General features: G+C 32.4%; 21 protein-coding genes. 12 read left to right on the forward strand and 9 right to left on the reverse strand.

Features of this window, described 5'->3' with window-relative positions; translation table 11 throughout:
• Position 1: 1 nt before the first annotated feature.
• The 8 genes from E0K96_RS12245 to E0K96_RS03540 form a co-directional block, all read right to left on the reverse strand.
• Entirely contained in the window at positions 2-127 is a 126-nt protein-coding gene (locus tag E0K96_RS12245; RefSeq protein WP_255456800.1) for a hypothetical protein, read from the reverse strand.
• The gene (locus E0K96_RS03515; RefSeq protein ID WP_206080574.1) at positions 120-3,590 is read right to left on the reverse strand and encodes a SpaA isopeptide-forming pilin-related protein; all 3,471 of its coding nucleotides are present in this window, start codon (positions 3,588-3,590) and stop codon (positions 120-122) included. The genes E0K96_RS12245 and E0K96_RS03515 overlap by 8 nt, the downstream gene beginning before the upstream one ends.
• A 161-nt stretch (positions 3,591-3,751) precedes the next feature.
• Positions 3,752-3,886, reverse strand: coding sequence for a hypothetical protein (locus E0K96_RS12250; RefSeq protein ID WP_255376276.1), 135 nt, complete (start codon positions 3,884-3,886; stop codon positions 3,752-3,754).
• A gap of 262 nt (positions 3,887-4,148) precedes the next feature.
• Entirely contained in the window at positions 4,149-5,090 is a 942-nt protein-coding gene (locus tag E0K96_RS03520) for a ParB/RepB/Spo0J family partition protein (RefSeq protein WP_168081222.1), read from the reverse strand.
• 13 nt (positions 5,091-5,103) lie between these two features.
• Positions 5,104-5,925: a ParA family protein gene (locus E0K96_RS03525; protein ID WP_168081224.1), complete on the reverse strand. Its 822-nt coding sequence runs from the start codon at positions 5,923-5,925 to the stop codon at positions 5,104-5,106.
• A 537-nt stretch (positions 5,926-6,462) separates the two neighbouring features.
• Entirely contained in the window at positions 6,463-7,461 is a 999-nt protein-coding gene (locus E0K96_RS03530; RefSeq protein ID WP_087243931.1) for a GGGtGRT protein, read from the reverse strand.
• A gap of 13 nt (positions 7,462-7,474) precedes the next feature.
• Entirely contained in the window at positions 7,475-8,167 is a 693-nt protein-coding gene (locus tag E0K96_RS03535) for an iron-sulfur cluster assembly scaffold protein (RefSeq protein ID WP_087243932.1), read from the reverse strand.
• Between the two features lie 254 nt (positions 8,168-8,421).
• Positions 8,422-8,775, reverse strand: a complete 354-nt coding sequence (locus tag E0K96_RS03540; RefSeq protein WP_168081226.1) for a helix-turn-helix domain-containing protein — start codon at positions 8,773-8,775, stop codon at positions 8,422-8,424.
• Between the two features lie 158 nt (positions 8,776-8,933).
• Between E0K96_RS03540 and E0K96_RS03545 the strand changes: the two genes are divergently transcribed.
• From E0K96_RS03545 to E0K96_RS03590, 10 genes are all read left to right on the forward strand, one after another.
• A complete protein-coding gene (locus E0K96_RS03545; RefSeq protein ID WP_168081228.1) occupies positions 8,934-9,614 on the forward strand; it encodes a hypothetical protein in 681 nt (226 codons plus the stop codon).
• A gap of 86 nt (positions 9,615-9,700) precedes the next feature.
• A complete protein-coding gene (locus E0K96_RS03550; RefSeq protein WP_165352241.1) occupies positions 9,701-10,216 on the forward strand; it encodes an RNA polymerase sigma factor in 516 nt (171 codons plus the stop codon).
• Positions 10,209-11,618, forward strand: coding sequence for an anti-sigma-I factor RsgI family protein (locus E0K96_RS03555; RefSeq protein WP_087243936.1), 1,410 nt, complete (start codon positions 10,209-10,211; stop codon positions 11,616-11,618). The genes E0K96_RS03550 and E0K96_RS03555 overlap by 8 nt, the downstream gene beginning before the upstream one ends.
• A gap of 89 nt (positions 11,619-11,707) precedes the next feature.
• Entirely contained in the window at positions 11,708-12,388 is a 681-nt protein-coding gene (gene vanR / locus E0K96_RS03560) for a VanR-ABDEGLN family response regulator transcription factor (RefSeq protein ID WP_087243937.1), read from the forward strand.
• On the forward strand, positions 12,381-13,478 hold the full coding sequence (locus tag E0K96_RS03565; RefSeq protein ID WP_168081230.1) for a sensor histidine kinase: 1,098 nt from the start codon (positions 12,381-12,383) through the stop codon (positions 13,476-13,478). Before vanR ends, E0K96_RS03565 begins: the two co-directional genes overlap by 8 nt.
• A 69-nt stretch (positions 13,479-13,547) precedes the next feature.
• The gene (locus tag E0K96_RS03570; RefSeq protein WP_168081232.1) at positions 13,548-14,309 is read left to right on the forward strand and encodes a C39 family peptidase; all 762 of its coding nucleotides are present in this window, start codon (positions 13,548-13,550) and stop codon (positions 14,307-14,309) included.
• 50 nt (positions 14,310-14,359) lie between these two features.
• Positions 14,360-15,244 carry a methylenetetrahydrofolate reductase [NAD(P)H] gene (gene metF, locus E0K96_RS03575; RefSeq protein ID WP_087243940.1) on the forward strand — a complete coding sequence of 295 codons (885 nt, stop codon included), beginning with the start codon at positions 14,360-14,362 and terminating at the stop codon, positions 15,242-15,244.
• Positions 15,237-15,863, forward strand: a complete 627-nt coding sequence (locus E0K96_RS03580; protein ID WP_168081234.1) for a vitamin B12 dependent-methionine synthase activation domain-containing protein — start codon at positions 15,237-15,239, stop codon at positions 15,861-15,863. The genes metF and E0K96_RS03580 overlap by 8 nt, the downstream gene beginning before the upstream one ends.
• Entirely contained in the window at positions 15,845-18,196 is a 2,352-nt protein-coding gene (locus E0K96_RS03585) for a homocysteine S-methyltransferase family protein (protein ID WP_168081236.1), read from the forward strand. The genes E0K96_RS03580 and E0K96_RS03585 overlap by 19 nt, the downstream gene beginning before the upstream one ends.
• Before the next feature lie 10 nt (positions 18,197-18,206).
• The gene (locus E0K96_RS03590; protein WP_158093997.1) at positions 18,207-18,359 is read left to right on the forward strand and encodes a hypothetical protein; all 153 of its coding nucleotides are present in this window, start codon (positions 18,207-18,209) and stop codon (positions 18,357-18,359) included.
• 4 nt (positions 18,360-18,363) lie between these two features.
• On the opposite strand, the gene E0K96_RS03595 is transcribed toward E0K96_RS03590, so the two are convergent.
• Positions 18,364-20,094, reverse strand: a complete 1,731-nt coding sequence (locus E0K96_RS03595; protein WP_087304792.1) for an ABC-F family ATP-binding cassette domain-containing protein — start codon at positions 20,092-20,094, stop codon at positions 18,364-18,366.
• A 74-nt stretch (positions 20,095-20,168) separates the two neighbouring features.
• On the opposite strand from E0K96_RS03595, the gene E0K96_RS03600 reads away from it, so the two are divergent.
• Positions 20,169-20,852 (forward strand): TIM44-like domain-containing protein, encoded by a 684-nt coding sequence (locus tag E0K96_RS03600; RefSeq protein ID WP_168081238.1) that lies wholly within the window; start codon positions 20,169-20,171, stop codon positions 20,850-20,852.
• Positions 20,849-21,559 carry a restriction endonuclease gene (locus E0K96_RS03605; RefSeq protein WP_168081240.1) on the forward strand — a complete coding sequence of 237 codons (711 nt, stop codon included), beginning with the start codon at positions 20,849-20,851 and terminating at the stop codon, positions 21,557-21,559. Before E0K96_RS03600 ends, E0K96_RS03605 begins: the two co-directional genes overlap by 4 nt.
• Positions 21,560-21,592 lie beyond the last annotated feature (33 nt).

Raw genomic sequence — 21,592 nt, forward strand, 5'->3', positions numbered from 1 at the left:
GTTAATGTTTTTGTTTCATTTCGATGAGTTTTCTTTTTTGTCTTTTGATTTTTATATATATCTTGATGTTTAAAACAATTGCAACAATTGATAATGTAACTGTTGCAATCCATAAGGCATTATTCATTCATGTCACCATCTTTCTTTGATTTTCTTGATATCACTAGGACTGCAATTCCTGCCATTGCCATGACTGCTAGATATAATCCTGTTTGAGAATTGTCACCAGTTTTCACAACAGTTGTCTTAGGTTGATCCTTCATGACAACTTTTTGAACCTCTCCAGTATCAGCAATAGTAAATTCCACATCACTGGCAACTTCATAACCTGCTGGGGCAAGATCTTCATGCAAGATATAAACTTTTCCTACTTCCAGCCCTTCGATTCTATGTGGTTCTTTCTTTGAAGTCCAAGATTCAACAACTTTTCCAGTTTCCTTATCTGTTAAAGTTAATTTTGCACCTTCAATTTCTTTTTGATTTGTTGCATCGACCTTTGAAATATCTACTTTTGTGATTTCATCTTTCATAGTCACTTTTGTTGGAGTTCCATCAGCATTAACTGTAAAAGTGACATCTGAAGCAGTTGCATATCCGATTGGTGCTAAATCTTCATGAAGTGTATATTTTTCACCAGCCAAAAGCCCTCTGATGATATGTGCTTCTTTACCAGAAATCCATTCTTCAATGATGTTTCCATTCTTATCTTTCAATGATAAGTGAGCACCTTCAAGTTCTTGATTATTTGTTGCATCAATCTTTGAGATTTCAGTTGTTGTTTTTTCATTTTCTATATTGATTTCTTTTGTATAGATAATTTTGTCACTGTGATCATAGCTTAAATCAATATCATAGACAGTATCGTTTGGTACATATCCTTCAAGAGTATGAACTTCTTTCAATTCATATTTTCCTAATGGAAGATTTCCAATATGGATTTCTCCAAGTTCGTTGGTTACATATAATCCATTTTCAGAAATATCTACGGATACTTTATCACCAGCTTTATACAGCAATGAGTTTCTTCCATCAAGAGTATAAATATCTTCTTTTGCTGTTAATTCAAATGTAATGCCTCCTAATGGTTCTTTTGTATCTTTATCAGTTTTATATAAATCAATCTGTCCATATGGAGCAATATTAGTGACATTGATTTCATGAGTATATTCCTTAGTTGTTGTATCTTCTGCCTTGAAGATAATGTCATGAACAGTTTCATCTAAAACATACCCTTCATTTGTCAATGTTTCCTTTAATTCATATTCACCCATGAATAGATCGTCAATAATAATTTGTCCATTGACATCCGTTTTTCCTTTAGCAACAGTTTCTCCTTTTTTGAAAAGAATAGAGCCATCTATTCCAGAAACAATATCATTTTTTGCAGTCAACAGATACTCAATATCTGTCATGGCTTTACCAGTTTCCTTATCTGTTTTATTGATGATGATTTTTCCTTTAGGCTGAGCATTGGCTACCTTAATTGTTAAGATAGGAGTTTCATCTTCATCCATGTCATAGTCGTGCTGATTTGTAATTGTAAAGGTAATTGGTTCTTCCAATTCAAGGAAACCATCAGGAACCTTGATTTCTTCCACCGTGTATGTTCCTGCATCCAATTCTAACGGTAAAGTCACTTCTCCTAATTTACCAAAAGAAGTAATTACTTGATTCTTAGAATTCGTTGTAAAAGTATCAATTTTTTGTCCAGCAACTTTTTGAACAACATAATTACCCTCGCTGTTCTTAATCTTGAAACTTGCACCATTTAAAGTGACTGTCTTTCCTGTTTCTTCATCAACTTTAATTAATTTAACCTGTGAAGTGAAAGGTCTATTGTTGATATTAATAATCTTGATTTGTTCAATATCTTCATATTCGGTATAATCATCAGTCACACTGATTGTAAAGTCTGGAGCAGTAATATAGTCCTTTGGAGTCTTTGTTTCTTTGACTAGATATTCTCCGTGAGGAAGATATGGAGTCGTGGCACGACCATTTTCATCAGTAGTAATTACTGCATAGGTTGTAGCATTATCCCATCCTACATGATTGACTTCACTTTTCAATTTCCATGTAAATTCTGCTCCTTGCAGTCCTTTTACAATACCAGAAATTCCATCTTTTTCACCTGATTTGAACACCTGAATTTTTTGCATGTTGACACGATTTGATGTATCTGCTTCTTTGACAACTTTAGAAACTGTCTGATCTTGATACTCAAGAGAAACATTGATAATAGAAGTATTTAAAACCAATGAATCATTTGATGATGTTTCCTTGATGTAATAATTACCTAAAGGAAGATCATTCCAAGTGATTTTTCCATCTTTGTTTGTTTTCTTTGCTGATACTAAAGCGTCTTTTTCATAATATGTTTTTGTTCCAGCTTTATTTGTGATTCTTTCTTTGGCACGCAATTCATAAGTATTGCCTTCCAATGTTGCATCACCAGTTAAGCCATTTGTTTTAGAAGAATCAATGGATTTTGTTAATTCTATCTTTCCAGTTGGTTCGTTATTGGTAAATTCAATAGAAGTTGTTTCATTTGGTTTTATTTCAAATGATTTCTCACTTACATTGATAAGATATCCATTAGCAGATTTTGTTTCTACTGCTTTGTATTCACCAGGAACTAATCTATCTAATTTGATTTTTCCATTTTTATCAGTTGTGTGTGTTTCATCAAAATCATTTGGTCCAGTAATGCGATAAGATGTTTCAGCAATTGTAGATGTTTTATCATCATTGTATTTTGTTAGTACAAGCTTTCCAAACTGATTGACTGTCACTTTCATTGAAGTCTGCATGACATCATCAATTTTGAAACTTGCAACTGCTTGACAGTCATCAGCAGTATAATAAATGCTGACTCCAGTTTCACTTGCAGGAATGTCTTTCTTCAATACAATATTTGCTTTGGTAATAGATGATGTACCTTTTACAGTTAACGTATTTCCACTGATCTTAACATCTAGACCACCATCGTCTACAACTACCATATCTTCCAAGACACCTTTTGTATCAGTCAAGGTCAATGTTTTATCTGCATCAATGTTGTGTGTCTTATTGGCAAATGATGGAGCCATATAAAACTTATCAACATCAGCTAGAATTTCTTTCCACTTTTGCTGAACCTCTGCATAAGTGTAGGCTGTTGGGGTTCTCACCCACTCCAGATCATCTCTTTCATGAATTTCTCTCCAAAGAAGTCCCTGAGTGATTGCGTACCAATCCTTATCCGTTCTTCCTGCAACTTTCGTTCCATAATAAGCTATCAAAGACAATCTCTTTGCCTTTTCTTCACTGATACCAATATCTTTATATGTTCCAGCTGTTACTTTCTTGTTGTTACGAAAAGTTGTAAAGTAATCTACACAGAATACAGGCTGATTGTCAACCAACAAGTATCCCTCTGTTCCATGTTCACTTCCATCGGTAGGATCAATAAGAATCCAATCCTTATATCGAATTGAACTGGTTGTTCCAGTTAATGCAAACGCATTTGTAACAAGTCCATTCATTAACATCATGACACTTGCTATGCAAAGAACTGATTTCTTTGTTATTGTTTTTATTTTATCTAACATTTTTCTTCTCCTTTGTATTTTTATTCTTTATTTGTAGTGTTTTAAATAAAAAGAATGAACATGGAGATCTTATTTTAGTCTTCATATTTATATTTCCTTTCCAACAAAAAAGACACCTCATGTTTGAGATGCCTTTAATATCTTGCTTATTTAATTTTGATTTAATTTATATATGGTGCAATATTCTTTTCTATTTGTTCAACGTTATATTCTTTACGTTTTTGCTTTTCTTCACTATCTGAAGTTAGATAAACAGCTAAACCTATGATAAATAATGCTATTAATATTTTCTTCATAACAATCACCTCTTGTTATGATTATAGATAACTCTATTTTTTATAACAAATGTATGAAATCATATAAGTATTTCTATATATAATGAGTTAGTTATAATATAAAGTGAATTTAAGAGTCCAAAGGTGATTCCTTTCGGAATGTTAAGGGGGTTTTAGGGGGAAAAACAGTCACGACTGGCAACGAAAAAAAGCGTACTACCCCCATGAATACGCTGAAATTTAATAATTCTGCAATTTTATCATTCACATGTGTGAATATAAATTATCTAGAATGTTCTCTTTCTCTTTTTTTATGCCATTCACCCAATAATTTGAGAATAATCTCCTTTTTTTGGTTAGGTGTATAGGATTTTGGAAAATATTTATTAATTTCCTCCATCTTGAGACTTATTTTTTCCTTTTGGTTTGGCTTGTCCGCCAGTAACATATCCATCATCATATCTTTAGATAACTCTTCATTTTGACTTTTACGTTTCAATTCCTGAGCCTGAGCAAGACTAGGGGTAGCTAAAGTTTCCTTGATGACTTCAACGAGTTCGTTTTGTTCCTTGATTTGAAGAAATGATAGTTCATAGGCTGGATTCAATGCGATAGTAAATCCATCTTCATGAATTTCATCAACCATATTTCTTAATTCTTTAACCAAGTATGTTAATCGAATAAATCGTTGAATTTGATTTCTACTTTCTCCAACCTGTTCAGCCAACATATCATCGGCTCTTTTTAACTTTGTCCCAACTTGGGACGAAGTTAAATCATTACGTTTTCCTTGATGTTTCATTGCTTCTAATTTCATACGATAGGCAAATCCACGTTCAGTTGGCAGAATATGCTCACGTTGAATATTGCTATCAACCATGATGATGGTTGCTTGGTCGTCATCAAGTTCTCTTACAATAGCGTCGATTTCCGTTATCTCATTTTGCTCTAACGCAAATTTTCTCCTGTGCCCTGATACCATCTCATATCCACCATTTTTATCTGGTCTGACAAGAGCAGGCATTAAGACACCATTTTCTTTTACGCTGTCAATCAGTTTTACCATGTCCTCGTCCATACGGACATGAAAAGGATGCTGTTTGAAGTCATGAATTTCACTGATAGGAATTTTCATGACCTTTTCAAGTCTGGCTTCCTGTCTTTGTTCCTCAGTGGAGAAAAGAGTATCTTCAAATTTAGGAAGTCCTAAATCAAATTTGTTCATGATATTTCAACTCCTATCTTTCTGGTGTACCTTTATGTTTTGACCTTTCAATTTTTGTGATTTCCTTAGTTAAATCTTCATAAGCTTTAGCCACGTTACTGTCTTTTGCGTGCTGATATACACTTTTTCCGGATACACTGGCTTCAGCAGCTTTAACACCAATAGGAATAATCGAATTAAAGACTTTGATATGTTTTCCATAATTTTCTCTAATTGTGTCCACTGTACTTTTTCCCAAATTGGTCTGCATATTAGCAAGAGTGATAGCAACACCAAGTATATCGACCTTTGGATTGATTTGATGTTTTACTTTGCTGATTGTATTCAGTAATTTAGTCATTCCTTTAGCTGGAAGATACTGAGCTTGTACAGGTATCAGAATATTATCGGCAGCAGATAACGCATTGATTGTCAGCATCCCAAGAGAAGGGGGACAGTCAATCAAGATATAGTCATAGTGTTGTTTGAGAGGGCTAAGACACATATCAAGAACACGTTCACGATTCATGACACTCACTAGCTTTAATTCAAAGTCAGCAAGTTCAATGTTACTTGGGATTAAGTCAATCTGTTCCTCGTGGTGAATGATTAGATTATTGTAATCAACTTCCTTATCATAGATAATATCATTCATTGCCTTGGATATAGTGTTTTCCATATCATCAGCATTCTTTAATCCTAAACAAGCTGATAAATCTCCCTGTGGATCAAAGTCTACCATTAATACTTTTTTGCCTTGATTAGCTAAACCTATGCCTACATTTTCAGTAGTCGTGGTTTTTCCTGTTCCACCTTTTTGATTTGCAACTACTATTACATTGCACTTCTTTGTCATATAAATTTACCTCCTTTCTCATGGCCAGTGCTAAGACTGGCTATGTAATTTTTGATGATGGATACATTTTCTTACTAATAATAAATTGATTATTAGTATATTTAAAATATAAGAAAAATATCTAAGAAATCATAATTTACGGAATAAAAAAACTTATACGTGAGTGCTAAATTTTGAAGAAAAATATAGCGACGTATAAGTATCAAAAAATGTATTTGTTAGTAACGTGTTAGTAACTGAAAAACTCTCACTAAGTCTGAAATGCTCCCACCACGCACCAACAGACTTATTGTTGATTAAAAAAGTATCGATGAACAGAAAGAAATTTAAATTTTAGTTTGTTAGTAACGTGTTAGTAATTTGTTAGTAACTGTGTTAGTAACCTGTTAGTAACCTGTTAGTAACTGAAAAAATCGTTAGGAGTTTCATAAAGTTTTAACACGTTTATTTAATATAATACGAAATTTTTACTGTGTCATAAAAACAAAAAAACTCTGATTAAATCAGAGTTTTTCGCAATATTTAGAAAATACCTAATTATTTACAAGCTTCTTCGATAGCTACAGCAACAGCAACAGTTGCTCCAACCATTGGGTTGTTACCCATACCAATTAATCCCATCATTTCTACGTGAGCAGGAACTGAAGAAGAACCAGCAAATTGAGCATCACTGTGCATACGTCCCATAGTATCAGTCATACCATAAGAAGCAGGACCAGCAGCCATATTATCAGGATGTAATGTACGTCCTGTTCCTCCACCAGAAGCTACTGAGAAATATTTTTTACCTTGTTCAACACATTCTTTTTTATAAGTACCAGCTACTGGATGTTGGAAACGAGTAGGGTTAGTAGAGTTACCAGTAATAGAAACGTCTACACCTTCTTTGTGCATAATTGCAACACCTTCACGAACATCATCAGCACCATAGCAGTTTACTTTTGCTCTTGGCCCATCAGAATAAGCTGTTCTTGAAATTTCTTTCACTTCTCCAGTGAAATAATCAAATTGAGTTTCTACATAAGTGAAACCATTGATTCTTGAAATGATTTTAGCAGCATCTTTTCCTAAACCGTTTAAGATAACTCTTAATGGTTTGTTTCTAACTTTATTTGCTTTTTCAGCAATTTTGATAGCTCCTTCAGCAGCAGCAAATGATTCATGTCCAGCTAAGAAAGCGAAACATTCAGTTTTTTCATCTAATAACATAGATCCTAAGTTACCATGACCTAAACCAACTTTACGATCATCAGCAACTGATCCTGGAATACAGAATGATTGTAAACCAACACCGATTGTTTTAGCAGCGTCAACAGCTTTTGTATCCCCATTTTTGATTGCCATTGCAGCACCTACTGTATAAGCCCAGCAAGCATTTTCAAAACAAATTGGTTGAGTTGATTTTACGATGTTATAAACATCAATACCTTTTTCATCACAAATTGCTTTAGCTTCTTCAATTGATTTAATATCATATTTAGCTAATGCAGCGTTAATTTGATCGATTCTACGTTCATAATTTTCAAATAATGCCATTTTCGTACCTCCATTATTCCTTTCTTGGGTCGATGTATTTTGCAGCACTATCGAATCTACCATAAGTACCAGTAGCTTCTTTAACTGCTTCATTAGCATCTTTTCCAGATTTAATCATATCCATCATTCTTCCAAGATTAATGAATTCATAACCGATGATTTCATTATTTTCATCTAAAGCAAGTCTGTTAATGTAACCTTCAGTTAATTCAAGATATCTAGGTCCTTTTAATTTTGTAGAATAAGCAGTACCAAGCATACTTCTTAATCCTTTACCTAAATCTTCAAGACCTGAACCGATAGTAAGTCCTCCTTCAGAGAAAGCAGATTGGCTACGTCCATAAACGATTTGTAAGAATAATTCTCTCATTGCTGTATTGATAGCATCACATACTAAGTCAGTATTTAAACCTTCTAATAAAGTTTTACCAACTAATGCTTCACTAGCCATAGCAGCAGAGTGAGTCATACCAGAGCATCCAAGTGTTTCGATTAATGCTTCTTCGATAATTCCTTCTTTAACGTTTAAAGTTAATTTACATGCACCTTGTTGAGGAGCACACCAACCAACACCGTGTGTTAATCCAGAAATATCTTTGATTTCTCTTGAATATACCCATTTTCCTTCTTCAGGAATTGGAGCACATCCATGACTTGCACCGCATTTAACAGTGCACATTTCTTCTACTTCTTTTGTATAAATCATTTTTTTACTCCTTTCATCTTCAAAATGATTAGCCAGACAAATCAGAAAATTGTGCTTCTTTTTCTGATTGCGGTGAAGGAATTTCACCTACTGTGATTATAAGTCAAATAGCCTTTAAAGTCAATGTAGACCGTACTTTCAATGTGAAAAAAATGTCTAAATAGCCCGAATGAATAAACTTGCTTATTGCAAATAAAAATGAGCTATAGTATAATGGGTTTGCTAGTAGTAAATAAAAAAAGAATAGCATGTTACTATTCTTTTAAATCTTTCATTTTTTCAATAATTCTGATTGAAGATTGAATGCTTTCCATTAAAATTTCACGTTCTTTATGGGAAAGACTTCTCATAAAATGAATGACCTTTGCTTCATCTTTTCCCTGAATTAATAAATCCATATTTTCATGATTTTGTAAATTCAAAAGGTGATTCAAATCAATATCTAAAATCTGACAAATTTCAACTAAAATATCTAAACGTGGAAAGTTTGTATCTGTAACATATGCTGAAAAAGCACCAGGTGAAATATTAAGCATTTTAGCAATATCTTTTTGTGTCATATTCTTTTCTTCCAATTTCGCAGCTAAGACTTTACCAATTTTTAACATATACCTCACCTCATTTTTTTACATTATAGCGAAGAGTTATAAAAATCTGTAAAATATTCATTAATAATAGATTTATATTTGATAACTATTTAAACTATTGATATAATAAAGTGACAAATAGATAAAAAAGTAACTATATAAGATAAGGAGATGCCTATATGTATATAGATGATTTTTTTCATTCTCTCACTTTATTACAGCCCACATATCAATTTATTAATGAAGATTTTTTTCGAGATAAAAAATATATTCAAATTCTTTCAAATGATCAAATGCCTTTAGATATTCATATCAAAACTCCAGCTCAGAATTATTTGATTTATAGTGATCTTCATGATTTGAAACATCTTTATGCTTATGAATTGGATTCTCTTTATCATTATATAAATGAAATTTCACAATTTAAAATCACAATACCTTCTACACAGGCAATCTATTTAGAAGCGGGTATTTTAGAAGCTATTTATTTATATAATCATCTTTTTAAAACTTCTTTCAAACATTATTCAACCTTATTATTACCATTATTTCATCTCTATCATATTTTAATAGGTCATCCACATAAAAATAAGGAAGCATACCCTCATACATATGCATTGCCATTCCTTCATCAATTATATGTCACAAGATTTTATTATTTTATTATTCAATATTGTTATTTTCGTTTTCAATGTCAACAGTCTCATTCTTTAACGCATCCTTATCATTTCGAGTTACTGGTGGAAAACAAACTGTCACAGTATTTACAATTATCACCCATTCATCATATTGCTGATCTAACATATTTAAATAATCAACAGCTTGATGATTATATAAGTCAAATGCTAAATGCTTCTTAGGAAGCATTTTTTTAGAAAAAAATAAAAATTTGTGCAATAATATGTTCAACAATATCATTAGTATAGTGAAAGGGGGAAAAATTAAAATGAATCAAAAAGAAATTGATTATCTTATTCTTCAGATTCCCCAAATGGATAATGCTTTTGATGAATTATATGAAAAAACCAAGACAAGTGTTTTTGCTTATATCATGAGCATTATTAAAAATTACGATGATAGTCGTGACATTTTTCAGGAAGTTTATGTGAAACTTTATTTAGCAGCTAAAAATTATCAATCACAGAAAAAACCATTAGCATGGATTTATACAATTGCTAGAAATGAATGTTATCTTTATTTAAGAAGACAAAATTTAACACAGGAATATCAGGATCATCTTTATTGTCCACCTGAAACGGACATGCATACAAAAATGATTTTAGAACAGCTATTTGAAAGTTTAAATGATCAGGAAAGAGAAGTGATTATTATGCATGCACTGTGGGGATTAAAGCATCATGAAATTGCCGGCTTATTAGATATTCCTCTAGCAACATCTTTATCCAGCTATCATCGAGGTATGAAAAAAATGAAAAAGATAGGAGCGAAGAGTTATGAATGAAATCAAAGAAGCTTTTACAAAGATTACACCGGATCGCTTAGATGATATTAAAGAAGAATTAAAAACGAGAGATGAAAATATCGTGATCGAAACAAAGAAGAAGAAAAAACGTTATCTTTTGACTTTACCTATTGTGGCAGTCTGTGCAGCGATGGTTTTCATGTTATGGCCTGCGACTCACTCCATTCAAACGGTTGTTGGTTTAGATGTCAATCCAAGTGTTGAATTGAATTTAGATGATGATTATAAAATTGTCGAAGTGAAAACGAACAACGAGGATGGAAAAAAAATTGTTGGCAATATGGATTTAAAAGGTAGCGATATTGAAGTTGGTGTGAATGCGTTGATTGGTGCTATGTTAAAGGAAGGATATATAGACGAACTTAAAAATTCATTACTGATATCAGTAACAGGGGAAAATGAACAAGAAAATGAAAAACTAAGACAACAGCTTTCATTAAATATTGATGAATTATTAAAAGCAAGTGATATTAATGGCTCTATTGTATCACAGACAATTAATGATCAAAATGTTGAAAATCTGGCGAAACAATATCAGATTTCAGTGGGAAAAGCTGAAATTATTCAACAGCTTGTTTCAAAGAATCCATTATATACATTTGATTCTTTAAAGAACTTATCTATTCATGAATTGAATCTGTTATTACAAAGCAATCAGGTTGAACAAGTTTCAATTACAGGTCATGCCAGTGAAAGTGGATATATAGGAAAAGACAAGGCTCAAAGTATTGCTTTTAATGATGCTCAAGTATCTCAACCAACAGTTCAAAAAGTAGAAATGGATTATGATGATGGTGTGATGGTTTATGAAGTTGAATTTTATAAAGATCAGGTTGAATATGATTACGAAATTAATGCTTTGAATGGTGAAATTATAAAAAGTGAAAAAGATGGTGAGAGAACTTCTCAATCAGCTTCATCATCAAATCAGTCTTCAAACCAAAATTCATCAAACAGTTCTCAGACATCAACTCAGCAGATATCACAGGATCAGGCAAAATCAATTGCTAAAAAACATGCTGGTGTTCAATCAGTATCACAAGAAAAAATTCATAAAGATTATGATGATGGTGTTTACAAATTTGAATATGAATTTGTAAGTGGTGATTATAAGTATGAATACGAAATTAATGCTATGACAAGTACTGTGATGAAACATGAAAAAGAATATGTTGGAACAGTCAAATTAACACAAAATGAAGCCAAACAAAAAGCTTTCAGTCATGCCAATGTTTCTTCATCAAATGCCTATGATGTAGAAGTAGAATTAGACCATCAATATTATGAAGTTTCCTTTAAATCAGGACAATATGAATATGAATATAAGATCAATGCATCAGATGGTTCTATTGTGGCGCATGAAAAAGATTATGATGATTAGAAGAAGTTTTATGACTTCTTCTTTTTTCTTAATAAATTCTTAAAACTTTCACATTTTTTATGTAATATAATGATGAAAGGGGTGGGATTATGAATATTTTGGTTGTAGATGATGAAAAAGAAATTGCCGATTTAGTAGAATTGTATTTAAAAAATGAAGGCTTTCAAGTTTTTAAATTTTATAATGGTTGTGATGCTTTACGTTGTGTGGAAACACAGGATATTGATTTGGCTGTTTTAGATATCATGTTACCAGATATAGATGGCTTAAAAATTTGTTCCAAAATCAGAGAAACAAAAATCTTTCCTATTATTATGCTGACAGCTAAAGAAACTGAAATTGATAAAATAACAGGATTGACAATGGGTGCTGATGATTATGTCACAAAACCATTTCGTCCTTTAGAACTTATGGCACGCATTAAAGCTCAGTTAAGACGTTATACAATGATGTCACCTAAAAAAGATGAATCCGTTTTGACCATTGGTGCTTTAACAATTGATAAAGATAACCATCGCTGTTTTCTAGATAATCAATTATTATCTTTAACACCAACTGAATTTTCTATATTATGGTTATTATGTTCAAATCAGGGAAAAGTAGTCAGTGTTGATCAGATTTTTCATGATTTATGGGGAGAAAAATACTATACCAATTCAAGTAGCTCTATTATGGTTCATATTCGTCATTTGAGAGAGAAAATGAATGACTCAGCAGAAAATCCACGTTATATCCAAACGGTATGGGGAGTAGGTTATAAAATTGAATAAGGATTATACGAGAAAGTTTCAACAGGAAATTCTCAAAATACATATACTCATTACAGCCTGTTGCTTTGTTTTTATATTATTTATTTATTTTTATATGGATTATGTTTATAATGGAGCATTTATTAATTTCTTACAGGAATATTTTGGATGGGATTTTGCACACTTTGCCCTGAGAAATCAAAAAACAATTATCTTTATGATTATTATGCTGGTCATTTTATTGAATTCTATCATTGTCGAAATTTATGCTATTCAAAAAATATCACGTGTCTTTTCACAAATTAAGATTCTTTTTCAAAAAGACAATCAGAGAATTGTTTTAGATGATTCATTATATGAATTAGAAAATGACTTAAATGAACTCAAACGAGAAAGTATTGAAAATGAAAAGAAGGCAATTGATGAAGTTCAGCATAAAGTTGATATGATTGCCTATTTGGCTCATGATATTAAAACACCTTTAGCTTCAGTTATTGGTTATCTCTGTTTACTTGATGAAACACCGCATTTACCAGAAGATTTACGTCATCAATATACACATATTACTTTAGAAAAAGCATATCGTTTAGAAAAACTGATTAATGAGTTTTTTGATATTGCTAAACTGAATCAGACTTATACACCTTTACATAAAGAAAAGATTCATTTGTTGTATCTTTTAGAACAAATGAAAGAAGAATTTTATCCATTGATTTCACAAAAACAACAACATATTGAAATTGATATAAATGAAGATTTATTAATCAATGTGGATGCTCAAAAAATGGCAAGAGTTTTTAATAATATTTTAAAAAATGCCTTTCATTACAGTTATGAAAAAACAACCATTTTTATTAAAGCTTATCAAGATGAGAGTTATATACATATTCTTTTTGAAAATGAAGGAGAGACAATTCCACCAGATAAAATTCAAAATATCTTTAAACAGTTCTATCGTTTAGATGAATCACGTAACTCATCAACAGGAGGATCGGGACTTGGTTTATCAATTGCTAAAACAATTGTGGAACAGCATCAGGGATTTATTAAGGCCACAAGTGCTAAGCATCATACTGTCTTTGATGTGATGCTACCTCTTCATGAACTTTAGAAAATCTTAATAATTCATTAAAAATTTTAATTATTTTGTCCTCTATAATACAGTTATGGAGGATTTTTTATGAGAAAAAAAGTATTAGTATGTATTGCGGTATTAGTCATACCAGTTATCATTTTATTAGTCGATCATTTTTTATTAAAGGAAGATATACACTTATCTTATGGTTATGATACCTCATCTTCATGGCATGAAATTGTAGAACATCAAAGTGAGTATCCATCATCATTAATTGATTTAGCTTTAAGAAATAAAGAAACCATTCCATTTGTCGCTAATTATCCCACCAAACACACACAAGATATGGTGATGAATATTCAAAATGATTTAAAAGATAATCAAATGCCATTGTTACTACAATGGGATGAACGTTGGGGATATCGTTATTATGGTGATCAGATGATGGCTATTAATGGTTGTGGACCTACGTGTTTATCAATGGTTGTCAGTTATTTGACACAAAATGGAAGATATCATCCTTATTATATGGCACAATATAGTGAACAAAATGGTTATTACAGTCAAGATGGAACATCATGGTCTTTTATGATCAGGGGAGCACAGGCTTGTGGTGTTGATGCTAAACAGCTTTCTTTGAATGAAGATTTGATAAAAGAAGAATTAATGCAGGGACATCCTATCATTTGCAGTGTGTCTAAAGGAATCTTTACAAAGACAGGGCATTTTATTGTTTTGTCTGAATATAAAAATGGAAAAATTCGAGTGTTAGATCCTAATAGTCAAAAAAAGAGTCATTATTATTCTTTTGATGAATTTTCTAATCAAATCAGAAATTTATGGGTTTACAGTAGGAATAGTTTTTGACTATTCTCTTTTTGTATTATAAAATAGACAAAAAATGGAGGTGCAAAAGTATGAAAATTTCAGAAATATTAAAAAAGAAAGCAACTATTTCTTTTGAAGTTTTTCCGCCTAAAAATAAAGAAGGAGATATTTCTTCTATTTATTATACAATTGAGGAGTTATCTCAATTAAATCCTGATTTTATCAGTGTGACTTATGGTGCAGGAGGATCAACGAAAGGAAAAACAGTAGAGATTGCTTCAACAATTAAAAATCAATATAACATTGAAGCAGTTGCTCATTTAACATGTATATCTTCAACAGAATCAGAAATTTTAGATATCTGTCAACAGTTAAAAGACAATCATATTGAAAATATATTATCTTTACGTGGTGATTATCCTCAGGATGGTTTACAACATGAATTATCTTTTCATTATGCAAAAGAATTAAATACTTTTATTTCACAACATTTTCCTGGTGACTTTTGTTTGTCTGGAGCCTGTTATCCTGAAGTGCATCAGGAAGCCAGTTGTCTGGAAGATGATTTAAAAGCTTTAAAAGAAAAGGTAGATGCTGGAGCACAGTATTTAATTACTCAAATCTTTTTTGACAATCATTATTATTATCGTTTAGTCAAGGAAGCAAGAAAAAGAGGTATCAATGTACCTATTTTAGCTGGAATTATGCCTGTGACACATTCTAAATCATTACTGAGAACGGCAAAACTTTGTGGCTGTTCGATTCCATATGAATTATCAACGATGATTGAATCTTATTATCATTATCCTGAAGCTATGAAAGAAATTGGAATCAACTATGCGACTCATCAGATTATTGATCTGATTACAAATGGCGTGGATGGAATTCATATTTATACAATGAATAAACCAGAAATCGCTAAAGCAATCTTCCAAAGTATTCCAACTGTTTTAAAAGAGTTGAATCATGAATAAAAAAATCATTAGACACTATCTCAATGCGCAAACAATCATGGATGAACAGACTGAAAAACTTATAGATGTATGTATTGAGGAAGTCAAGCAATATGCTCAATTCAAAGCTGTTTACCAGCAGTTTCATCTTTCTCATCAGCCACTTATGATCAAAGAGATTCATTTTCCATTAGAATCACAGGATTTAGAATTTTATTTCAAAGATTGCCAGGAATGCATTGTGATAGCCTGTACATTAGGGCTTTCTATTGATCGTCAGATGAAATATTATGAACATATGGATATGGCAAAAGCAGTTGTGTTTGATGCTGTGAGTAATGCCTATTTAGAAGAGTGCTGTAATCAATATGAGTCACTTCATTTACCTCATCATACTTTTCGTTTTGCGCCTGGTTATGGAGATATCCCATTGGATTGGAATCAGATCTTTGCTTCCATTTTGCAGATCAATAAAAAGCTAGGTGTCAGTTTAAATCCATCTGGTTTATTAATTCCCATGAAATCAATGATTGGGCTTATTGGAATAGGCAAGGATGTACAAAAAACATGTTTATCATGTATCCGCAAAGATGATTGTGAGTTAAGGAAAGGGGGACAACGATGTTACGTGAAAGATTAAAAAAAGATTTATTAATTTTTGATGGAGCTATGGGGTCAATGCTCCAACAACATGGATTGAAAGTAGGAGAAATTCCCGAGGTTTATAATATAGAACATCCAGATATTATTGTAGATATTCATAAACAATATTTGAAAGCTGGAGCCAATTTTATCACAACGAATACTTTTGGATGTAATCCTATCAAGATGAAAGAGAGTGGATATTGTTATTGTGATTTATTAAAGGCAGCTATACAAAATGCCAAACAGGCTAGAGATGAAGTCAATCCTGATGCATATATTGCCTTGGATATTGGGCCTATTGGACAGTTGTTAGAGCCTTCTGGTACGTTAACATTTGATGAAGCCTATGAAATCATCGCTTCACAAATCCTAATCGCAAAAGATGATGTTGATGTTGTTTTATTAGAAACAATGACGGATTTATATGAAGTCAAAGCAGGTATTCTAGCTGTCAAAGAAAATAGTGATTTACCTGTATTTGTGACAATGACTTTTGAAAGTAATCAGCGTACGTTAACGGGAACAGATCCTTTGACTTTTGTGAATGTTGTAGAAGGATTAAAAGTCGATGCGTTAGGTGTCAATTGCTCATTAGGTCCTGTTGAACTTCAGCCGATAGTCCATACAATATTAAAATATGCTTCTGTTCCTGTCATTGTCCAACCCAATGCGGGATTGCCATGTCTGCATCATGGTGAGACTTGTTATCCAATGAGCAGTAAAGAATTTGTTGAGGCTATGCAATCTTACATCCAGCAAGGTGTCAATATTGTTGGAGGATGTTGTGGCACAACACCAGAGTTTATCGCTGGTTTAAAACAGCAATTACCTGCTTATCGCTATCCTCGTCAAAGAAAAGCTTATACGGCTGTTTCCAGTGCACATCAAACAGTTATTTTTGATGGTGATGTTATTGTTTGTGGCGAAAGATTGAATCCAACAGGAAAGAAAAAACTAAAAGCTGCTCTTCAAGAAGAACGCTATGAAGAATATGTCAAAGAAGCTATTCAACAACAAATGGCAGGTGCTCAGGTTTTAGATGTCAATGTAGGATTACCTGGTATTGATGAAACAAAAGTCATGGTGAATATCATAAAGATGTTGCAGGAAGTTGTGAATTTACCTTTACAGATTGATTCATCATCACCGGAAGTCATTGAAAAAGCTTGTCGTTATTACAATGGAAAACCATTGATTAATTCAGTTAATGGAAAAGAAGAAGTCATGGAGGCTATTTTTCCAATTGTAGAAAAATATGGTGGTGTTGTTATAGGACTGACATTAAAAGATGGCATCCCTTTATATGCTCAAGAACGCTATGAATTGGCCAAAGCCATCATTGAAAAAGCGAAAACGTATCATATTGATAAAAAGGATATCATCATAGATTGTTTAACATTAACAGCATCGGCTCAACAAAAAGAAGTTCAAGAAACCCTCAAAGCACTCACAATGGTTAAAAATCAGTTATCAGTTTATACAACATTAGGTGTATCCAATGTATCTTTTGGTTTACCTAATCGACCTTTATTGAACCGTACCTTTTTAACTTTAGCTTTACAGGCGGGATTAGATTTGCCTATTATCAATCCATTAGATCAACAATTAATGGATACCATTGATGCTTATCGTGTCTTGACTTATCAAGATCAGGATGCATCACAGTATATTCAACATCAATCCAACCAAGTAGAACAGTCTGCTGTCAAAGCATCATCAACCTTATCTTTGTTTGATATTATTGTTCATGGATTCAAAGATGAAGTTAAAGCCAAAACTGAAGAATTATTACAGACACAAAATGCTATGGAGATTATTAATCAGACGATTATACCTGCTTTAAACCAGGTGGGAAAAGATTATGAAACAAATCGTATTTTTTTACCTCAGCTGATACAATCAGCAGAAACAACAAAATTAGCTTTTGAAGTTGTCAAAGCAACATTTTCCAAACAAGAGTCTTCAAAAGCAACTGTTTTAATGTGTACTGTAGAAGGAGATATCCATGATATAGGAAAAAATATTGTCAAAGTCATTTTAGAAAGTTATGGTTATGAAGTCATTGATTTAGGAAAAGATGTGAAAATGGAAAGAGTGGTAGAAGCCTATCAGCAATATCATCCTCAGGCTATTGGATTAAGTGCTCTTATGACAACAACAGTTGTTAATATGCAAAAGACAATTCAGGCTTTAAAAGCAGTGAACTGTCAATGTCCAATCTGGGTTGGTGGAGCTGTATTGACAAGTGAAATCGCTAGGGAAATTGGAGCTGATTATTATTGCGAAGATGCGATGGCATCAGTTCATTTATTACAGGATATTTTATAGGAGGCATTATATGGCATTAAAAGTGAAAATGAATACAATGGACTTGGATGATCTAGATACGGATATTCCATTGTTTGCGACGATTGAAGATGAGGAAAATGATCTTCAGGTTGATGAAAATACAACAATGAAAATTCAAATTAAAGTCAAAGAAGAACAGTAAATGGCTACTGTTCTTCTTTTTCTAATAATTCTAACCAACGTATGCTCTTTGTTTCAATTTCATTTTCTAATGCATTGCGTTGATTGGAAAGTTCTTGAATATCATGAAAGTCTGTAACTTGATTTAATTGTTCATCTAACTGTTGAAGTTTTTGTTCAAGTGCAGGAATATCAGCTTCTAAGCTTTCTAATTCCTTTTTTTCAAGATAAGTCAGTCTGACTTTACGTTCTCTCATGGGTTTTTTAGTACTGGATTTGGGTTTATTTGAAGATGTTTGATTTGAAGTGATGATATAATCACTATAACCTCCATTATGAACTTGGATTTGTTGATGCGAAAATACGAATAGCGTGTCACAAAGACGATCTAGAAAATAGCGATCATGTGAAACTGTGATAATAATTCCCTGAAAGCTATCTAAATAGTCTTCTAAAATCTGTAAAGTTGTAATATCTAAATCATTTGTAGGTTCATCCAACAATAAAACATTAGGAGCACCCATCAAAACTTTTAAAAGATATAAACGTCTTTTTTCGCCACCAGACAGTCTGCCTATAGGGGTATATTGAAGCTCTTTATCAAAAAGAAACTTTTCACACATCTGTTTCGCTGAAAATTCACCTTGACGGGTTTTCAAATAACGTGCTTCTTCTTGAATATAGTCAATGACTCTTTGATTGTCATCCATATCTTCGTGACCCTGTTTAAAATATCCTATACGAATGGTTTCACCGTATTCTACTTCACCACTTGTGGGTTGAATTTGTCCAGCAATAATATGAAGTAAAGTCGATTTACCAGAACCATTGATACCGACAATTCCTACACGTTCATTTCTTTGAAAGAGATAATCAAAAGGTTGAAATAAAAGATGATCAAAACGATGAGAAATACCATGTAGTTCAATTGTTTTTTGTCCTAATCTTGAAGCAGTATCAATCATTTCCAGATTTTGTGTGACAGGTAAGTCAGCTTGCTGACTTAAAGCTTCATATCTTTGTAAACGTCCTTTGTTTTTGGTTGTACGAGCCTGGACACCAGCACGAACCCATTCTAATTCTTTTTTAAGAAACTGTTTTCTTTTGTGTTGAGCATTTTGTAGACTCTCTTCACGCTTAGCTTTTTGTTCGAGATAAAGTGAATAATTGGCTTCATAAGTATATAACTGACCATGTTCCAATTCAAGCATACGATGTGTGATACGTTCTAAAAAATAACGATCATGTGTAATCATGACAAGAGCCCTATTGAATTTTGTGAGATATTTTTCAAGATATTCAATCATTTCATGATCTAAATGATTGGTTGGTTCGTCTAACAATAATAAATCACAAGGCTTGATCAGTGCAATAGCCAAAGCGACACGTTTTTTTTGACCACCAGATAACTGACTGATTGGCTGTGAGTGATTGATAATTTGAAAACGATTTAAGATAGATTTGATTTCATATTCTGCCACATCATGACCCACATCTTCATAGACCTGTTCTAAAACGGTATTTTGAGGTTGGAAAGATGGGATTTGAGGTAAATAATTGATACGAATATCTTTCTTTTTGATAATTTCTCCCTTATAATCTTCTTGACCAGCTAATATTTTTAAAAGCGTAGATTTTCCAGTTCCATTTAAACCAATAAGACCAATTTTATCACGTTCATGAATGGAAAAGGAAATATCTTTTGCGATACATTTTAAATTGTTATATTTACTTAGATGTGATACACTCATTAACATATTGAATTTCTCCTTTATTGTTCTATTGTACCATGACTTTTTGTTTTGTAAATACATGTAAGGGAAGTGATAGATTGAAAAGATTATTACTCGTTTTCATTGTTTTTATGATTCTGTTAACGCCAGTGAGCGCCCGTGCTGGTGGAGGCAGCAGTAGTGGCGGTGGTGGTGGAGGCAGCAGCCATACGTCGTCGCATCGTTCTAGACGTTCAAGTGGAAATGGATCACCCATAGCAGGTGTGATAGGGATAGGAGCCAGTATGGGAATGATTGTCTACTGGAAAAGAAAAAAAGCCAGACACATGCATCAGGAAATTAAAGATGATTTATCTTTCGCTTATCAGCAGGATGATTTCTGGAATGAAAAAGTCTTAAAGAAGAAAGTTAAAGAAAAATATTTGATTATACAAGAAGCCTGGTCTAAGCAGGATTTAGAAACATTGAAAAAGCATTTAAGTGAATCATTATATGAACGATGGAAACTCAAAATAGAGTGGCAACAATATCAACAACAATATAATCAATTAGATCATATTCAATTATTGAAAGTCATACTGGTTGATTTACATGATGCAATTGATAATCAGCAGGATTTCTTCTGGGTTTATATAGAAGGCAAGATGAATGATTTGATGATAGAAAAACAAGAAGTGATTGCATCGAATCATGATAGTTTTGTAGAATATTGGAAATTTGTGCGCCATGGAAATGACTTTTTATTAGATGAAATTAAGCAACAGGATGAGGTTGAATCATGATCAGGGGTCTTTTTCGATGTCTGTTATGGATATTGCAGAAAGTCGGACATCTCATTGGTTATATCATTGGTTTTGTTTTTGGCTGGATTCCACGTTTAAAAAAGCATATGAGTGGTGAAGAATTTGAGGAATATGTCTATGAAATACTTAAACGTATTGGATATAAACATATACGATTAACGCAAAAGAGTGGTGATTATGGGGTTGATATTTTAGCAACCTATAAAGGCATTCACTATGCTTTTCAATGTAAATATTATAGTAAGCCAGTTGGAGTGAGTGCCGTTCAACAGGCTTATAGTGGTTGTGAATATTATGACTATGATGAAGCTGTTGTTGTTACAAATCAGACTTTTACACGACAGGCCCATGCTCTGGCAATGCGTAATGGCGTCATTTTATGGGATGGTGAAAAACTCAATCAGATGCGTCGTTTAGCCAATCGACATGCATTATTTTATCGTTTTCATCACCAAAAAATGCCACATCCATATGAAGATGTTTTACAAGTTGTTTTGGAAGCTGGATATGCTTCAACAGATTTGCTTTATCAGCATTTAAATATGAATATATCACGTATTGATTATATTTTGGATGATTTAGAGTTTTATGATATTGTTTCGAGTGAAGATGATTATGGAATCAGGGAAGTGTATATATCTTCTTTAGAAGAAGGATTAAAATTACTGGAAAGAAGTCATATTTAAAAGAAACTATGTTATAATAAAGAAAATATGGAG

It is taken from the genome of Massilimicrobiota sp. SW1139 (assembly GCF_012027715.1).
GTDB lineage: Bacteria > Bacillota_I > Bacilli_A > Erysipelotrichales > Coprobacillaceae > Allocoprobacillus > Allocoprobacillus merdigallinarum.

What these genes read in the sequence shown, in the direction of transcription:
- E0K96_RS12245 (WP_255456800.1), bottom strand. Translation starts at nt 127, where the DNA reads ATGAATAATGCCTTATGGATTGCAACAGTTACATTATCAATTGTTGCA.
- E0K96_RS03515 (WP_206080574.1), bottom strand. Translation starts at nt 3,590, where the DNA reads ATGTTAGATAAAATAAAAACAATAACAAAGAAATCAGTTCTTTGCATA.
- E0K96_RS12250 (WP_255376276.1), bottom strand. Translation starts at nt 3,886, where the DNA reads ATGAAGAAAATATTAATAGCATTATTTATCATAGGTTTAGCTGTTTAT.
- E0K96_RS03520 (WP_168081222.1), bottom strand. Translation starts at nt 5,090, where the DNA reads ATGAACAAATTTGATTTAGGACTTCCTAAATTTGAAGATACTCTTTTC.
- E0K96_RS03525 (WP_168081224.1), bottom strand. Translation starts at nt 5,925, where the DNA reads ATGACAAAGAAGTGCAATGTAATAGTAGTTGCAAATCAAAAAGGTGGA.
- E0K96_RS03530 (WP_087243931.1), bottom strand. Translation starts at nt 7,461, where the DNA reads ATGGCATTATTTGAAAATTATGAACGTAGAATCGATCAAATTAACGCT.
- E0K96_RS03535 (WP_087243932.1), bottom strand. Translation starts at nt 8,167, where the DNA reads ATGATTTATACAAAAGAAGTAGAAGAAATGTGCACTGTTAAATGCGGT.
- E0K96_RS03540 (WP_168081226.1), bottom strand. Translation starts at nt 8,775, where the DNA reads ATGTTAAAAATTGGTAAAGTCTTAGCTGCGAAATTGGAAGAAAAGAAT.
- E0K96_RS03545 (WP_168081228.1), top strand. Translation starts at nt 8,934, where the DNA reads ATGTATATAGATGATTTTTTTCATTCTCTCACTTTATTACAGCCCACA.
- E0K96_RS03550 (WP_165352241.1), top strand. Translation starts at nt 9,701, where the DNA reads ATGAATCAAAAAGAAATTGATTATCTTATTCTTCAGATTCCCCAAATG.
- E0K96_RS03555 (WP_087243936.1), top strand. Translation starts at nt 10,209, where the DNA reads ATGAATGAAATCAAAGAAGCTTTTACAAAGATTACACCGGATCGCTTA.
- vanR (WP_087243937.1), top strand. Translation starts at nt 11,708, where the DNA reads ATGAATATTTTGGTTGTAGATGATGAAAAAGAAATTGCCGATTTAGTA.
- E0K96_RS03570 (WP_168081232.1), top strand. Translation starts at nt 13,548, where the DNA reads ATGAGAAAAAAAGTATTAGTATGTATTGCGGTATTAGTCATACCAGTT.
- metF (WP_087243940.1), top strand. Translation starts at nt 14,360, where the DNA reads ATGAAAATTTCAGAAATATTAAAAAAGAAAGCAACTATTTCTTTTGAA.
- E0K96_RS03580 (WP_168081234.1), top strand. Translation starts at nt 15,237, where the DNA reads ATGAATAAAAAAATCATTAGACACTATCTCAATGCGCAAACAATCATG.
- E0K96_RS03585 (WP_168081236.1), top strand. Translation starts at nt 15,845, where the DNA reads ATGTTACGTGAAAGATTAAAAAAAGATTTATTAATTTTTGATGGAGCT.
- E0K96_RS03590 (WP_158093997.1), top strand. Translation starts at nt 18,207, where the DNA reads ATGGCATTAAAAGTGAAAATGAATACAATGGACTTGGATGATCTAGAT.
- E0K96_RS03595 (WP_087304792.1), bottom strand. Translation starts at nt 20,094, where the DNA reads ATGTTAATGAGTGTATCACATCTAAGTAAATATAACAATTTAAAATGT.
- E0K96_RS03605 (WP_168081240.1), top strand. Translation starts at nt 20,849, where the DNA reads ATGATCAGGGGTCTTTTTCGATGTCTGTTATGGATATTGCAGAAAGTC.